This is a genomic window from Staphylococcus sp. GDY8P196P (assembly GCF_017891705.1).
GTDB lineage: Bacteria > Bacillota > Bacilli > Staphylococcales > Staphylococcaceae > Staphylococcus > Staphylococcus ureilyticus.
Window position 1 is genome coordinate 1 of sequence record NZ_JAESJS010000008.1, and the last position, 16,582, is coordinate 16,582.

Consider the following 16,582-nt stretch of genomic DNA (forward strand, 5'->3'; position numbering starts at 1 on the left):
GATAGTTAGGATCTACTGTTTGGGTCGTTCCCATTTCTACAGGTTTATCTGTCGTAAGTGCTTGTACTGTAATTCGATTCTTTTGCTTATTATATTTAACGTTATTATCTGATTGTTTGATTGTTGTTAGCATATACTCACATCCTTACCATTGTTTCTTGCCATAATGATATTGTTGGAACTCATCACGAGAAACGGTATCTAATACTTTCTCCAGTTGCCATGCATAACCACGTGGCGTTGTTTGTTCATTGTATTTATCACCATCACCTAAATTAATTTCGTGGGCTAACATTTGGCCTTTATACTGGTTGTGAATGTTACCAGGATTATTTTTCTCTTGCTTAACATAACGTTCACGAGATATACGACGACCAGCCTCATTTTTATTCTCAATCATTTTACGATACACTTTTACAACATCTTGCAGTTTATCCTGCATCTCTTTCGCTAGTTTTTGATGTTCATCCTTAAATCCTGTCATTTCTTTGTTGTATGCCTTATAGAACTGGTCAAATTCTTCTTCAGTTACTTTATAATCTGATGAGTTAAGTTGTTCGTCGACTTCGATTAGTTCTTGTTCTAAATCAGCTTGTAGCCCTTTTAACTTGGTAGCTTCTGCAAATTCATCATTATTTTGGTAATGTGTAATTTTACTATTAAGCTGTTTAATACGATTTGTTAGCTGATGGTATTTCTGTTTAATCTCTTTTGCCTTAACACCCTTATCATAAATTTGATTATCAAAGATATTGATTGTATTGTCTTGTACTGTTTTTACCATAATTAAATGCCTTCTTTCGTTTTTGATTTATTATGCGTTTTACTTCGATAAAATCTTTCTTTTTCCTAGTATGTTTTCTTACCAATGAACTAATATATCTATCCGATACCTTATTCACATTCGCAGGAAGTGTCATCATAATTTTATAAGCAATATTTTGGTGATTCAGCTCATCACCTCTTATATGAATTTATACTCATTTTGTGTATTTTGAATATACTTATATTATACCATAAAAAACGCCTTAAACACATGGTACGACTGGCTTAAAAGCGATTTTTACGATGTTTTTTATAGCATTTTTTTACATATTTTATAAAGTGGAAAAAGCTACTGGTAGCCAATGTGGTTTTTTAGTGCCTGCTCTTTTAGGAATTGGTAAATTTATGCTTTTACCATCAATTAGATAATATAAAGGCTGACATGCATCCATATATATTTTTTCTTCAGCCATTAATTCCGTAACAACCTCAATAGCTTCTTTATTCCAATTGAGCCATAATATAAGCGTTTCATTATTTGTACCAGTTAAAGTTAGATCACCTTCATAATTGAAACCATGTTCTTCAAAAACCCTTTCAATTTCTACAAATGATGTTTCTTCATGGCCATCTACATATTCAAATACTTTTTGTTTAATATTATTTTTATCCATTGTTGTCCTCCTAATATCATATGCTGTCACTCTATTAAAGTGACGGTCCCTTATTAAAATAGCGTAGAGTGACAGGTTGAGCCTTAGAGCCGCATGCATTCAGGCCAAAGTGTCACTGTGTCACCCTAAAAAAAACCCACACTTTTAAAATATATGCTTTTATATTTTCAACTTTTACCTTAATTATTAGAGTGACAGAGTGACAGCGACCCTATAAACGTTGGTATATCAACATTTATCCTGTCACTCAAGGTGTCACCCTAGACTTTTTACTACAGTGACAGAGTGACAGTCACTTTCCATTGTTATGGACCAGACGATCCACAACAATTCTCGTGTAATTCTTCGTGATATGGTTTTAAATCAACCGTAAATCCTTTAACTCTACCTATACCGTCACCGAACCTTAATTTGTCATGTTCTTGTGTGGTATATATACTATTTCTTAAAGTTTCATTTATTTGTCTCAATTCACTGCGTTTAGGTATTCTGTCGTTTTTTAAAGCTATATGCCAAATTTCATGTGCAGATACTTTATCTCGCCACTCATAAGCTCCAGGTCTACTATTTGGCAATTCTATTGTTTTACCATCGTCATAAGTTTTTATATAATCTGTATCTACATATTCACTCATAACCCAACGCTTTTCATCTAATGATCTATACCAATAATCTGATGGTATAGGTTTCTTAATCATTTCCTCAACAATACCTTGGTAAGGGTCTGCTTCTGTATGAGCTTCTTGTAACATTAATGCTGTTTCAGAATCTTTGTCGTCAAGTATTAAACTTTCGCCTTCATCATAATAGTATTTAGCTTCAGCCCAAACTTGCTGAACAAATTCAGAAGTCATATCCTCAAATAAATCGCCAGTCTTATTATTTTGGCCCACGACTACTGGCAAAAATCTTCTATTTCCTGTACTATCTTTTAAAAATTCAGCATCGTTGGTTGTTCCTATAAAAATACATTGCCTAGGGTGGGGTTCAACTAATCGACCATACGAAGAACGGTAATAGTCTATAGGTGTACTAATAAAAGCCTTAGCTTCACCTGTGGTGGATTTTTTTAATGCTTCTAATTCTTCAAGCTCACAAATCCAACTACCCTGTAACTTTTTCTTATCTTCATCGTCTTTCAATTTTCCTATAGAAGGGTTGTAATAATCTCCTCCTAATCTCTTACATAACTCTGACTTTCCTAACCCTTGACCACCCATTATTGTTAATACAGTGTCAAATTTGCATCCAGGCTTATAAACACGTGCTACGGCTCCAACTAATGTTTTACGAGTTACCGAACGCACATATTTCGTATCATCTGCACCAAGATATTTTATTAGTAAATCATCAACTCTTTTTACGCCGTCCCATTCTTTAGATTCAATCATGGAATGGATAGGGTGATAACTGTTAGCATATGCTTCGTGCATAACCATTTTTAGAATTTTATCATCTGAAAAATCAATACCGTAATTTGTCTCAAAATGGCGTTGTATTTCATTAGAATCATAATCTAACCAGTAATAGCGCTTATCACTTTTTTTACGCCAATAAGGAAATCGCTTTAATTTTATTCTATATTCCATCAAATCATATTGGATTAAATCCTTAATACTTTCATCATTTTCAAGAATCAACTCACCATTGTAAAAGTATTTAGCATAACCTGTACCACTATTATTAGCTATTAGTCTACTTTGCCAATTTTGTTGTTGGTTCGTTTCTTGAAATTTTTTCATATTTTCAAAAATTTCATCTTGTGTTACTTCCATTTCCTCTACTGTCATATCCCGTCCCCCTCTAGTTGCTCATATGTTTTTTGAGTATTGAATTAAATGTTTTGTTTATCTCTCCATCGTCCATAGGTGGATTACATGATTTGCCCCACGCTATCACAAGGCCATATACTAGGTTGGCATCTACATATCTTCGCAGTAGGTATCCACTAATTGATGCTAGCGCTTGATTACGTTCGCCTTCTCCTACACCAAACGCAAGATCACGCCAATAAGACGAATCACGTTTTTTATATTGGTTTGAGTAATTAACGGTAATCGGTTTGTCTTGTTGGGTGTTTTCCAGATTTGTGGAAAACTGATTTAATTCCTCAATCGTTATTGCAGGCGCATCATTGTATCTAAAAATGTATACTGCATCTTTATCGTTTTTTACTGGTAGTGCCATAGCTTGCGATGGTACGAAACTTGCTTCGTCTACTTTATGACCGATATGATTTGCTAATGCTCTACTATATTTGCGATAGTCATCTGCACTCACAGGCTCATTTAAAGGCGCCATCAAGCGTATTCTAGGTTTTTCGGTGGTATGTGAGTGTGTGGTGTGAAATGCCCATGAGTGGCCTTCTAATTGCTTAGAAATCGCTTTGTGTAACGATCTGAAGTCCTGCACACGTATTTCATCATAATCAAGTGTAATCACTGATCGATTAATAATATTGTCGTCTTTACGGTACTTAGGAATTGTTTCATCGTCTTTCACTTCATCTTCAACATCACCATAAAGCACTAAACCACGTTTATATTTGTCTGAATTATTCATTGGTATTTGTAATTTATTCAGCCAATCAGACCATTTCCATTCATCAAATTGTCTAAAAGAGTTGGCATAAAGATTATCGTATTGTATAATAGAAACATCGAAATCATTATCCAATTTTATTTTGTTGAAATTTTTCATCTCTTGTACTCCTTTCAATACAAGAGGCAACCATGTTAAATTGTCTATGCATGATCACCTCATGTATAATTTTAAAATTTCTATGCGTTGTCAGATTCTGTCGCCAAACATTCATCTGATGACGCTTTTTCTATATCTAATGCTTTAAAATCTTTGATTAACTTATCAAATTGCTTTAGATACACTAGCATTAACTCAGTTGTATGTTCATGTTGTATACGAGATTCGTTATAACCAATTGCATAGCTTATTTTTTCATCTTTAGTTGTTAAATCTCTTTTTGTGAACATTTCATCTCCATGCCACACATGTGCAGTAATCACGTCATCAATTTTTTCTTTCAATAATTCAAATTCGCATATTAAATCTTTCTGATTCCAATTCATCGTAAAACTCCTTTATTTATAAAAATTGATATAATTTGGTCTGTTTTTCTCGATCGCTTTGATTAACTTTTCAATTTCTAGCTTAGCAAGGTACAAATTATTCAAATCATCTTCTCGTGAGAAGTAACTAATTTCATTTGACATATCATAATTTTTAACTTGCATTTTCTTTAAGATATTTGTTACATATACTGACATTTGAGCCATTGTTTCAAAGTCTTGAATCATATCTAAAATATCTAATTCACCAATGTATTCAGCGTTGATGTCTTGAGATTTCATATATGCTTGAATAAGTTCCATTTCATGTACTTGTCTATCATCTTTACTCAAATTTCTATTATTAATACGTTCACTTATGAGCATGAGTGCAATTTCTCTACCATATTTACTTTTAAACTCTCTAACTATTTCTATTTGTGGAATATTTTCATAGTTTGTCATCTTAATTAACCTCCAAATTACTAACAAAATTTTCCATTTCTTCAATAGCTGTTTTTAATTCTTCAATATTATCTTTAGTAATAAAATGACGTACGTTAGAATCCTCACAATTTATAGGAAAGTCTGTAAAAATTTCTGTTGCCTGCAAAAGCTCGCTATAATTTTTATAATCATTAAGGATTTCTGAAATCTCATTATCATTCAAGTTAGGATATTCCTTGCTTATAACTGATGCATCTCTGTCGTGACGTTTTTCCAACAATTCCCTCATTTTTTTAGTATGTTTTTCATCTTTAAAAATACGGTCTTTACTTACTGCCTTTTCAATATTTTTATAATCTTGTTCAGTTAATTTATTCATTTTGATTCCTCCAAATTTTCTAATTTAAGTCCGTATGCTGTTGCGACAATAAATAGTGCAAAGGCTACGTATATATCACTTAGTACACCTATAAAAACTGTGCCTATTGATAATATAAGCATGTATAACATGTATCTTTTCATTTAATGTCCCCCTAAGAATTATATATTTCGTTAAAATTTTTCTTAATATACTCTTTCATTGGTTCTGCTAAAAACTTGTAATGATCTGCCTGTGATTTAGGTTCATGTACATACTTTTCAATGTCCTTTTTAAATCTCGGATTAAGCAAAAGCTTTTTCATAACTGAATTCCTTGATAATTGAATGTGTGACTGTAAATCTTTAAATGACCACACAAGTTTAGGTTCGTTGATAATTACAATACCTTCATTTTCTTGTAGTTGTTCTTGCATCATTTTCACCTCCTTATTAAGCTGTTGCTTGTGTATTCAAATATTTATTGTAGATAGTTTTACTGACTGAAATATCTAAACCAAATTTGTTAATAGAAGTCATTAAAACGACTGTGTCATCTAAAATTTGTTGACGAATAATTAACATATCCTCACTCATTTGTTCTTTTTTCAAAGCTTTATCATAACCAAATAATGTTGAAACACATTTATTAACTACAGTCGCACATTTTATATAGCTAATTTTTTGGGGATTAGATAAACCTTGTTGCAAAACGTCCATAGCTTTTCGTTGATGTTGCTTATCCATTAAGTGGAATACTTCATGTTGCTTTAATCCGATTGATTGTCTTAACTCTCTAATAACTTGCTTAACCCACTTTTTAAATTCTTTTGCTTCATCACGTCTGCTATTCCAAATAGCTTCGTAAATACCAAATTCTGAAAGTATCGTTGTTTTTTGTTGTCCTCCAAGGGTACTCACAATGTGAACCCCCTTTTCATCTTCATCAATCATACGATTCATATTAGTTGTGACACTGTATCCTAATACATTTGCAACATCACCTGCTATTGCCCAATACTCCCCGTCTTTTTCAATAAAACGAATTTCTTTACCGTCAAAAAATTGTTTAATCATCGAACTTCCTCCTTAATATTGAATATTTCTGATACTTCAACATCCAAAGCATTAGCAATTTTAATTGCCATTAATTCCGAAGGGTTCCGTTTACCATTAAGTATTTGAATTAAGTAAACATAATTCATAGGAACAATCTTTGCTAGCTTTTTAGCGTTTAATCCTCTTGAAACCATTTGCTTTTTTGTTTTGATTAAATCAATCATAAAATCACCCCAATTCCGTTCATTTTTAGTTATCATTTATTTTAATATACTTTACTTTGATAACTATAAACAGATATTATCATAGTTTACCTAAGTTAGCAAACGTTTTATTCATAAATTTTTATTTTGATAACTATAAGCCTATAAAATAACTTAACCACAGTTATCTACAGCACTATTTAATGATAACTGAACCTAAAAATGGTAAAATGACGTCGGAGGTGTCGTATGGAATTACATGACTTATTAAAAATCGAACGTAAAAAAAAGGGATACAGTTTAAGACAGTTATCAAGAGAAACAAATATATCGCAAGCATATTTATCACAGATGGAAAAGGGCGACAAACAAAATCCTAGTACTGAAAAATTATTAGCAATAAGTTACGCTTTGGATTCTCAAGGTTATGACCAAGTATTTCAAAAACTTTCTAAAACATTAGATCTTTCTTTAGATAATCCAAAAAAGACTTTCAATGAATATGTAAACAAAAAAACATATAATCAAGATTTAACTAAAATGACAAACAAAATGAGAATAAGTACCACAGACAGATCAATCGTAGAATTAGATGTACCGAGTTTTGATATTGAATGGTTACTGACACAAAATAATTATCATGTTTTTCTAGGTAAAACAGGCGACTATATTTTGGGTGACAACGGGAAAAATATAAGTGAAGAAATTTTTGTTTTAAAACCCGAAGAAAAATATATTCTTGAAAAAGAAATTAAAAAAATCAAAGCTTCATTTATTGAAGAAAGAAAATTTCAAAATGTAGAGAATGACAATAGAAAAAAAACTGAGGAATATGATTTAATTTTTGATTTACTCAACAAACAACTTGATGGTTCAGATGACTTCGTCAGCCGTTTAGCTTCGATCAATAAAGACAGAGAAATATTTAATGCAAAGGAATTTCACGAAGCAATAGAGAAAGCTGTTGAACAACAAGACGCTTTAAAATTACAACGTCTAGTGAGAATGACTACAATAAATGAATTGAAACAATACTTGTCAGAACAAAATTGAGGTGATTAAGTGGCATACATTGAAAAGCGAGGTAAAACATGGAGATATTCTATCTCATATGTAGATGATGAAGGTAACCGTAAAAAAGTTCAAAAAGGTGGTTATCGTACTAAACAAGAAGCTAAACGAATTGCAGAAGATTTAGAGTATAAAATGAGAAATGGATATGCTGTAAGTAATGATATAACGTTTGCAGATTATTTTTATCAATGGTATGAAGTTAATAAACTACCACACGTATCAGAATCAACTAAAAGACATTATGAATCTGCATACAAGCATATTAAAGACCATTTCAGACACAAGTTATTAAAAGATATTAAGCGTACTGAATACCAAAAGTTTCTCAATGAGTATGGTTTAACACACAGTTATGAAACGATTAGAAAGTTAAATAGTTATATACGCAATGCATTCGATGATGCTATACATGAAGGTTATGTTATTAAAAACCCTACATACAAAGCAGAATTACACGCATCTATTCCAGCCAAAACAGAAGAAATGAAGTTTATTAATGAATCAGAATTCAAAAAACTTAAACATTATTTTGAACCAAAAAATACCACCTCATCACTTGTGCTATTAGTAGCACTTGCAACAGGTGGTAGATTTTCAGAAATCGCTAAATTGAAACGTGAAGATCTGGATATTAAAAATAATAAAATTCATTTAAGAGGTACCAAGACCGAAACATCAGACAGAATAATAAGTATTGATGCAGTAACTATGAAACGTATTCAATCATTTATTGATTCACGACCTACTAATATCAGTGGTTACATCTTTACTGTTGATGGTAAAACAATAACTAATGCTGCCGTAAACAAAGTACTAAGAAAAGCATGTGATAATCTAAATATAAAAGATATAACTATTCACTCGCTAAGACACAGTTTTTGTTCTATACTCATACATCATGGCTTTTCAATACTATATATATCAAAACATTTAGGACATTCCAACCCAGCCACAACACAATCCATTTACTCCCACCTACTTCAGGAAACTTATGAACGTGAAGATGAAAAAGCGATGAAATTATTAGAAACTATTTAAGCCACTTAATTATAAATATTAGGTGGTTTTTTATATAATTTATTTTCCAGTCCCCAAATAGTCCCCACAAAGTAATAAAAAAGCCTATATAACAACATTTAATAACTTTATAATATGCTCTTCGAGGGGATATTTTGGATAATCTTCCTTAAAACCATCAAACTGAACATTGAAGTTTTCGGGCTTTCATTGACATTTACTATCCGTTGATGAAAGTCTTTTTTTATTTTCACACCATGAAAAATACCAAACCAGAAGATTTGAAACTCGCTGTTATTCAAAACGCTTAAATTTCAACATTTAAGCGTTTAAGATTTTGTGAAAATGATTTTGTATTTATTTATCAATATTTAATAACTTAAGCATAACACTATTACTTTACATTGATAAACGTGCTGCCTAAGACATCTCGCACATCATGAATAACTAAAAAAGCATTTTCATCTACTTCATTGACTAATTTTTTCACTCTTGTCACCTGAGATTGCGGCACAACAACATATAACATCGTTGTTTCCGTTTTTGCATAACCACCTTTTCCATTTAATAAAGTTGAGCCCCGACCAGTAAAGGAATTAATTTTGTCACTGATGATTTCATTCTTATTAGATATGATTGTAACGCCTTTTTTAGGATTAAAGCCTTCAATTATAAATGAAGTCGCTCTTTCAGTAATGAATAGCATAATAATCGTAAACAAGACATTCTTTAATGGTAACACCATCAAGAATGATAAGACGACAATGCCATCTAAAATAAAAATACCTTGTGATGTCTTCATTTCTGAGTATTTACTTATAATTTTAGCAATTACAGATGTGCCTCCAAGGGTACTCCCTGTAGAAATTACAAGTCCAGCACCTATTCCTATAATTGCACCACCAAATACAGAATTTATAACAAAATCATCTATCCCTAAATTAATATTTTCAGTTACTCGTAAAAAGAATGAGAGTGCCGTGTTTGAAATAACGGTATAAACAGCGATTGTTTTACTTAAATACTTCCAGCCGATAAAAACGACTATGGTATTAATAATCAAAGAAGACCAAGCTGGAGAAAATCCCAAAGTGTATTTTAAGGCTAGCGCAATACCTACCGTACCGCCATCACCCAAATTTGATCCAAGTAAAAAGCAATTTACACCTATAGCGTTGATAAACGTTCCAATTAAACATAAGATGATACTTTTATAATGATTTTTTATTAATGCTGTCATTGATTCACTCCCATTCTATTTCATTTAAATTTTAATCATGTCACAGACTATCTGCCATAACCTGTACTAAATATGATACTTAGCTGTACCTAACCTTAGACTGCAATAGCATACGCTTAATCGTCATAATCTATTTGGTATCAACAAAGTAAGTTGATGCTTCAGAAAATACAACTCCGTTTGAATCATATTAAAAAAGACACCTCATATGAGGCGTCATATATAAATCTAATTAGCATATTATAATATCAAAACGCAGTTTTTTTCAATAACATTTTAATATATTTTTAAAATTAGTTTTAACATTGGTAATAAGCACCATTTTCTTTTACAGACAAATGATTAAAGTTCAATTGTTTCACCACTCCGAATTTTATCAGCCATTTGGTTTAATTTTCTTAAACGATGATTGACACCGGATTTAGAAATTGTACCCGTAGACATCATTTCGCCTAATTCTTTCAGAGAAATTTCTTGATGCTCTATGCGTAACTTCGCTATTTCCCGTAATCGATCAGGAAGATTATCTAAACCAATTTCTTGGTCGATTAGTTGAATGCTTTCGACCTGCTTCATCGCTGCACTAACGGTTTTATTTAAATTCGCCGTTTCACAATTGACCAATCGATTTACGGAATTTCTCATATCTCTAACAATACGCACATCTTCAAATTTAAGTAATGCCTGATAGCCACCGATTAAACTCAAGAAATCAGAAATTTTTTCAGCTTCTTTTAAATAAGCAATGCTTCCTTTTTTTCGTTCTAGATGTTTAGCATTGAGTTCATATTCATTCATTAAATTCGTAATACCTTCGGAATGGTCTTCATACAATGAAAATATTTCTAAATGATAAGAAGATGTTTCTGGATTATTCACTGATCCACCCGCAAGAAAAGCACCTCGTAGATAACTTCTTTTCATTTCATCTTCACGAATCATCGCTTCATCTATTTCATGCGTAAAGACACCATTTTTCAATATACCTAATTCATCTAAAATTTCTTTAGCACGTGCTTTAATTCTACAAATATAAATATTGTTCTTTTTTAATTTCATTTTTTTTCTTACAAGTAGCTCTACTTCAACATTAAACACTTTTTTTATTAAGGAATATATCCGTCTTGCTGTCGTAGCATTTTCAGTTTGAACATTAATCACAAATTGTTGATTGGAAAGACTGAGTGCACCATTCATCCGTATAAGCGCACTGAGCTCTGCTTTTGCATTTGTTTCATCTACTTCTATTCTAGTCAGTTCATTTTTCATTTCTGATGCAAAGCTCATACATCTTCAGCCCCTTCTTATCTAAGTTTAATACTTAGTTTTTTTACGATTTTATTTATCTCGTTTAAATTCAATCGTTTCTGTCTCTCTCATAGCGATCTCGTAAATCATTTTAGACAAGACCTCTGTATTGTGTCGAACATAATTTTCTTGTGATACTTCCACCAAGTTTTCGTGCGTAAAAACTTTGATGTTTCGTGCTTCCATATCACTCATATTGCATTTAACTGGAACTGCCCCATCTTCTTTATAACGTTGTAAGACATCAGTGTTAAAAGTTTGGGTACTACATATAGCATAGTTTATACATTGACGACCCATGTGATTATGTATTGCTTCGACATGATCTAAGGCAGTGTAATGATTGGTCTCACCAGGTTGTGTCATAACATTTGATACATATAGCTTAGGCGCATCACAATTTAATAACGAATCCGCAATACCTTTAACGCATAAGTTTGAGATTACACTTGTATATAACGAACCTGGTCCTAAAACGATTAAGTCTGCATCCTCTATCGCTTCAACCGCTTCTTCCATAGGTTCTACATTTTCTGGTTCTAAAAATACACGTTCGATTTTTTTATTTTTTTTAGGAATTTTTGATTCACCATAAACAATTTCGCCATCTTCCATCACTGCATTTAAGCGTACACTAGAATTTGTAGATGGTATCACACGGCCTCTTATATTTAAAATTTTACTTAATTCTTTTACTGCATGGCCAAAATCATCATTCATATTCGTTAATGCAGCTATCAATAAGTTGCCTAAAGAATGACCTTCAACTTGATTTTCTTTAAAACGATATTGAAACAATCTTTCAATTGTTGATTCAGAATCACTGAGTGCTGAAATTACATTTCGTATGTCACCTGGTGCAGGAATATCCATTTCATTTCTGATTTTCCCCGTACTACCTCCATCATCAGCAACTGTGACAATCGTCGTAATATCTATCGGGAAGTCTTTTAAACCACGTGCTAAAACAGATAAACCTGTACCACCGCCAATAAGTACAAGTTTAATTCTTTTCATTTTTTCGTTTCACGCCACTTTCAATTTGAGCATCTCTATGATGCACATATACATTATAGTCAAAATTTTCATTAAGCTCTGCACCAATACGTTTTGCTAAAGCTACAGAACGATGCTGGCCTCCAGTACAACCAATCGCTATCACAAGTTGTGATTTACCTTCTTTTTTATAACCTGGAATCATAAATTTTAATAAATCCATTAATTTCTCATAAAAAATATTTGTTGCTTTCCATTTCATAACGTAATTATATACTGCTTCGTCTTCACCAGTTAATGGTCTGAGTTCATCTACATAATGCGGATTTGGCAAAAATCTCACATCAAACACTAAATCTGCATCCATTTGAATACCATGTTTAAACCCAAAACTTGTTACATTGATATTAAATGTTTGATAATTACTTTGATTAAAGTAATCTCCAATGCGCTTACGAAGCTCTTTAGGTTTCATAAATGATGTATCAATCGTATAATTTGCTAAACTTTGAATTTCAGCGAGTAAGCTGCGTTCTTCTTCAATTGCTTCAATTAATGAGCGCTGGCCTTGTTCGTTTAATGGATGTGCACGTCGCGTCTCTTTATAACGCGAAATCAACTTTTCGTTGGATGCTTCTAGGAACATCATATCAACGATAATGTCTGAGTTGCTTTTGATTTGATCGATTTCTTTAATCAATGATTTGAAAAGTTCTTTCCCTCTTAAATCAATGGCAATGGCAACCTTTTGCAACGAAGGATTTCCTTGACCCATTAATTCTACAAACTTCGGCAATAGTATTGGAGGTAAATTATCTACACAAAAATAACCGATATCTTCTAAACTTTGAATTACAACCGACTTACCTGCGCCAGACAAACCAGTCACAACTAATAATTCACTTTTAGTCACTTCTTTTTCTTCTCGTTGCATTGCTTTACACCATCCAAAGATTATTTTTAATATTCCATTTATAATATTGGAATTTTTTATCCATATACGCAATCGTTTTAACTTAGTCAGTTTATGACCACTATGCTATCACATTATATTTTACATGAAAAACGACTTTGGTAGTAGTTTTATCACTTAATTCACCTTAACTGCTATTGCAGACTGACTTAAAAGTAACAAAGTTGTTGCCAAAAATGTTAAAGGACCTTTATCTCTTTTTCGATTCACATCATTTATGAAAAGCAGCATCTCTTTACGACGTTTTAAAAATCATCACGCATACATCTGCATAAAAAAACTAAAACGCATAACTAGCGAATACTTCAACCTTAAAATGCGATTATGTAAAAAAGCTAGAATGCTCAACCTACATGATTCGTGTAAGGTTGGTACATTCTAGCTCTGTCTGAATCTCGTTATTATTTAATTAATTACAGTAAATAACGCGTTTATGCCTATGCTTCTATAACATCTTTTAATTCTTCAATATATGAAATTGCACTTTGTGCTGCAATACTGCCATCGCCTGTTGCAGTTACGATTTGACGTAGACCTTTTGCACGTACGTCACCAGCAGCATATACGCCTGGTATTTTCGTACTCATATCTTCATTAGTAACAATATAACCTACTTCATTTGTAATGCCTAAATTTTCAAATGGTGCTGTTAGTGGTTTCATACCAATGTATACGAAAACACCATCAGCATCTAATGTTTGTTCAGCACCATCTTTAGTAGATTCTAAAGTAACTGAACCAACTTTGCCGTCTTTTTCATTGATTGTTTTTAGAGTATGGCTCCAAATAAAATCGATTTTATCGTTTTTAAATGCACGATCTTGTAAGATTTTTTGCGCACGTAGTTCATCTCTACGGTGTACGATTGTTACACTATCAGCAAATTTTGTAAGGAATGTACCTTCCTCAACTGCTGAATCTCCACCACCGATAACAAATAATTTTTTGTTTTTGAAGAATGCACCATCACATACTGCACAATAACTTACACCGCGACCGCCTAATTCTTGTTCACCTGGCACACCAATTTTTTTATATTCAGCACCAGTAGATATAATCACAGCTCGTGCAGTAATTTCACTGTTTCCAAGATTTATAACTTTGTATTGACCTTTATCTTCTATTGATTTGATATCACCATATTGATATTTTGCACCAAATTTTTTAGCATGTTCAAACATTTTAGTTGATAAATCTGGCCCTGTTATCATTTCAAAACCTGGGAAATTTTCAACTTCTTCTGTATTTGCCATTTGTCCACCTGGCATACCACGTTCAATCATTACAGTACTTAAGTTTGCACGCGATGCATATACGGCAGCAGTCATACCAGCTGGTCCTGCGCCTACAATTGCAACATCAAAATCCACTTGTTCAGCCATTTAAATTGCCTCCTGTTTATTAATTCATTATACGCATTATATACGATTTCTTGCATTTCATAAAATTATATGCTTACCAAATAATCTATCGTTTTATTCAAACGATAAGCTGTTATATCAAACCATTCCAATACTTGTTGCTTCGTAATCTTAGCATCCATACTACGATAATACATATAAACAAAAGCTGCCACATAATCATCTACATATGTTAAATCTGCTTGTTCTGCTATAATTGCCTCTGCTTTATCAATCCATACAATAAATAATTCTGCGTTATTTTTCAAATATTCAATATTATACAACATTAACATGCCTCTATGAATGAAATCTAACTTATTTAACTGTAAACCTTGAATAAGATAAGTTAAATATAGTTTTTCATAATCATTCATATCTTCTAAGACAGCCCATATATCTTGTGTGAGTAGTACTTCACGACCCTTTAATTGATTTAACAAGAAAATCCCGTATAACCTATGATGACTATCATCACTTAATAATAGTGGTAACACTTGCTCGTTAAAGTACGACTTGCTTTGTTCAATGACCCAAGGTGCATAACCTACATCTACCTTAGATATTTCTTGTAACTTGGACCAAAAAAATTTGCTATCTTCAATATGATTGAGATGATAATGATTATGGCTCAACGCATTATACATTTGTATAGAAAGAAATTTCCCTTTTCTATAAAGAGGTTGTAACAATTTTTGGGAAGCTTCATATTGTTTTAAATAACATAGGACAATACCTAATTTGAATGATTCATCATCATTCATAGGTACAACTTTACTTAAAATATTTAAATACCGTTGATACTTTTCTTGTTCATTAGTGTTATACAATAATAATGTGTAATGGCAAAGCGCATGTACATCAGTATTGTCCTCATTAAGCAAACGTTCAAACATTACTTTAGCAGTATCATATTCATTGAGATAAAGGTAACACATAGCTAATAAATTTCTAACCACTCGATGATCTTGAATCGCTTCATTTTGATTCAAAATAAAATTTCTTGCTTCAGGTAGTCTACCTTGTGAGAATAAATATTGAAAAATGAGTTGAACAGCAAATAATTGACATTCAATCTCTATCTTTTCTTCTGAGTTATAAGTAACTTCAAACATTTCTTCTAACTCTTCTTGGTAGTCATCATCTTCTGCTAAAATGACGTAATTCATTCCAAATAAAAAAGCTTTATTTGCTTCATTTAGCGTAATATTCAGTTGACTGAGTTGATAGTAACTATCCATGACTGATTCTTGCTTTGCAATCATTTCATAAAAAATATGTTCTGCTCTATTGTTATAACCAAGATGTGCGAGACACTCTGATAATTTTACTTTAATTTCAAAAACATCAAATTCCTGGGGTGACATTTCAAGCACTTTTTCATAGTATTCTGCTGCCTTTTTATAATCTTGTTGTTGATATTTTTGGTCCGCTAATTTCCTATAAAAAGGACTGTCAAGCTTCATTGAAATAATTTTATTGTTGTTTTGCGCCATCCATGTTCACCTCCTGTATTTAGTCATTGTTTCAGTTGCATTGGATTTCCGTACGCCAATGTGTGATTAGGGATATCTCTAGATACTACAGTACCGGCACCAACTTTCACATAATCCCCAATTTTTACACCAGGCAAAATGGTTACATTGGCTCCGATTAACGTATGATTTCCAATATCAACATGCCCTGTTCGAAATTCATCTACTAAAAATTCATGCGTCAAAATAGTTGTATTATAACCTATGACACAGTTTTCACCAATCGTGATATATTCAGGATGCAATAAATCAGGTACGACTTTAAATGCAAATGCACTATGTCTACCTATATTCATATTTAATAAATTGCGATACATCCAATGCTTTAATTTCACATTAGGTAAGTAGCGACAAACTTCAACAATCACTGTTTGCTTAAACATTTTGACGCGGCTTATATAACGATACATATGCCACAACGGATTTTCACCGTCAACTTTTAACTTTTTTAAGTCACGCATTATATTCT

General features: G+C 32.1%; 20 protein-coding genes. 2 read left to right on the forward strand and 18 right to left on the reverse strand.

Translation table 11 applies throughout. The annotated features are described in order from the left end of the window. Positions 1-145: 145 nt before the first annotated feature. From KA814_RS02940 to KA814_RS02990, 11 genes are all read right to left on the reverse strand, one after another. Positions 146-784: an HAD family hydrolase gene (locus KA814_RS02940; protein WP_210122667.1), complete on the reverse strand. Its 639-nt coding sequence runs from the start codon at positions 782-784 to the stop codon at positions 146-148. A gap of 313 nt (positions 785-1,097) precedes the next feature. Further along, positions 1,098-1,439, reverse strand: coding sequence for a pathogenicity island protein (locus tag KA814_RS02945; protein WP_210122668.1), 342 nt, complete (start codon positions 1,437-1,439; stop codon positions 1,098-1,100). 305 nt (positions 1,440-1,744) lie between these two features. Beyond that, positions 1,745-3,229: a virulence-associated E family protein gene (locus KA814_RS02950; RefSeq protein ID WP_431011159.1), complete on the reverse strand. Its 1,485-nt coding sequence runs from the start codon at positions 3,227-3,229 to the stop codon at positions 1,745-1,747. Positions 3,230-3,242: 13 nt separating this feature from the next. Further along, complete coding sequence (locus tag KA814_RS02955; RefSeq protein ID WP_210122669.1) at positions 3,243-4,139, reverse strand: primase alpha helix C-terminal domain-containing protein; 897 nt, start codon at positions 4,137-4,139, stop codon at positions 3,243-3,245. Positions 4,140-4,219: 80 nt separating this feature from the next. Then, positions 4,220-4,525 (reverse strand): type II toxin-antitoxin system toxin TscT, encoded by a 306-nt coding sequence (gene tscT, locus KA814_RS02960; RefSeq protein ID WP_210122670.1) that lies wholly within the window; start codon positions 4,523-4,525, stop codon positions 4,220-4,222. A gap of 12 nt (positions 4,526-4,537) precedes the next feature. Further along, positions 4,538-4,969, reverse strand: coding sequence for a hypothetical protein (locus KA814_RS02965; protein ID WP_192959388.1), 432 nt, complete (start codon positions 4,967-4,969; stop codon positions 4,538-4,540). Position 4,970: 1 nt separating this feature from the next. Further along, complete coding sequence (locus KA814_RS02970) at positions 4,971-5,330, reverse strand: pathogenicity island protein (protein WP_210122671.1); 360 nt, start codon at positions 5,328-5,330, stop codon at positions 4,971-4,973. Next, the gene (locus tag KA814_RS02975) at positions 5,327-5,473 is read right to left on the reverse strand and encodes a hypothetical protein (protein WP_154409531.1); all 147 of its coding nucleotides are present in this window, start codon (positions 5,471-5,473) and stop codon (positions 5,327-5,329) included. Before KA814_RS02975 ends, KA814_RS02970 begins: the two co-directional genes overlap by 4 nt. A gap of 11 nt (positions 5,474-5,484) precedes the next feature. Next, positions 5,485-5,745, reverse strand: coding sequence for a DUF771 domain-containing protein (locus KA814_RS02980; protein WP_210122672.1), 261 nt, complete (start codon positions 5,743-5,745; stop codon positions 5,485-5,487). 16 nt (positions 5,746-5,761) lie between these two features. Next, positions 5,762-6,385, reverse strand: coding sequence for a BRO-N domain-containing protein (locus KA814_RS02985; RefSeq protein WP_210122673.1), 624 nt, complete (start codon positions 6,383-6,385; stop codon positions 5,762-5,764). Further along, a complete protein-coding gene (locus KA814_RS02990) occupies positions 6,382-6,591 on the reverse strand; it encodes a helix-turn-helix transcriptional regulator (protein WP_135879158.1) in 210 nt (69 codons plus the stop codon). Before KA814_RS02990 ends, KA814_RS02985 begins: the two co-directional genes overlap by 4 nt. 228 nt (positions 6,592-6,819) lie before the next feature. Between KA814_RS02990 and KA814_RS02995 the strand changes: the two genes are divergently transcribed. Together KA814_RS02995 and KA814_RS13790 are read left to right on the forward strand one after the other, a co-directional pair. Beyond that, a complete protein-coding gene (locus KA814_RS02995; protein ID WP_210122674.1) occupies positions 6,820-7,623 on the forward strand; it encodes a helix-turn-helix domain-containing protein in 804 nt (267 codons plus the stop codon). A 9-nt stretch (positions 7,624-7,632) separates the two neighbouring features. Continuing rightward, the gene (locus KA814_RS13790; RefSeq protein ID WP_210122675.1) at positions 7,633-8,682 is read left to right on the forward strand and encodes a tyrosine-type recombinase/integrase; all 1,050 of its coding nucleotides are present in this window, start codon (positions 7,633-7,635) and stop codon (positions 8,680-8,682) included. A gap of 373 nt (positions 8,683-9,055) precedes the next feature. Here KA814_RS13790 and KA814_RS03005 read toward each other — a convergent pair whose 3' ends face one another. The 7 genes from KA814_RS03005 to KA814_RS03035 all read right to left on the reverse strand — a co-directional run bounded on the left by KA814_RS03005 (position 9,056) and on the right by KA814_RS03035 (position 16,574). Beyond that, complete coding sequence (locus tag KA814_RS03005; RefSeq protein ID WP_046207442.1) at positions 9,056-9,901, reverse strand: YitT family protein; 846 nt, start codon at positions 9,899-9,901, stop codon at positions 9,056-9,058. A gap of 342 nt (positions 9,902-10,243) precedes the next feature. Further along, entirely contained in the window at positions 10,244-11,188 is a 945-nt protein-coding gene (whiA, locus tag KA814_RS03010; protein ID WP_046207441.1) for a DNA-binding protein WhiA, read from the reverse strand. 51 nt (positions 11,189-11,239) lie between these two features. Continuing rightward, positions 11,240-12,226 (reverse strand): gluconeogenesis factor YvcK family protein, encoded by a 987-nt coding sequence (locus KA814_RS03015; protein ID WP_064209497.1) that lies wholly within the window; start codon positions 12,224-12,226, stop codon positions 11,240-11,242. After that, positions 12,213-13,139: an RNase adapter RapZ gene (gene rapZ, locus KA814_RS03020; RefSeq protein ID WP_046207439.1), complete on the reverse strand. Its 927-nt coding sequence runs from the start codon at positions 13,137-13,139 to the stop codon at positions 12,213-12,215. Before rapZ ends, KA814_RS03015 begins: the two co-directional genes overlap by 14 nt. Positions 13,140-13,615: 476 nt before the next feature. Continuing rightward, on the reverse strand, positions 13,616-14,560 hold the full coding sequence (trxB, locus tag KA814_RS03025) for a thioredoxin-disulfide reductase (protein WP_046207438.1): 945 nt from the start codon (positions 14,558-14,560) through the stop codon (positions 13,616-13,618). A 65-nt stretch (positions 14,561-14,625) separates the two neighbouring features. Next, positions 14,626-16,074, reverse strand: a complete 1,449-nt coding sequence (locus KA814_RS03030) for a tetratricopeptide repeat protein (RefSeq protein ID WP_046207437.1) — start codon at positions 16,072-16,074, stop codon at positions 14,626-14,628. Between the two features lie 23 nt (positions 16,075-16,097). Beyond that, the gene (locus tag KA814_RS03035; RefSeq protein ID WP_064209499.1) at positions 16,098-16,574 is read right to left on the reverse strand and encodes an acyltransferase; all 477 of its coding nucleotides are present in this window, start codon (positions 16,572-16,574) and stop codon (positions 16,098-16,100) included. Between the last annotated feature and the right edge of the window lie 8 nt (positions 16,575-16,582).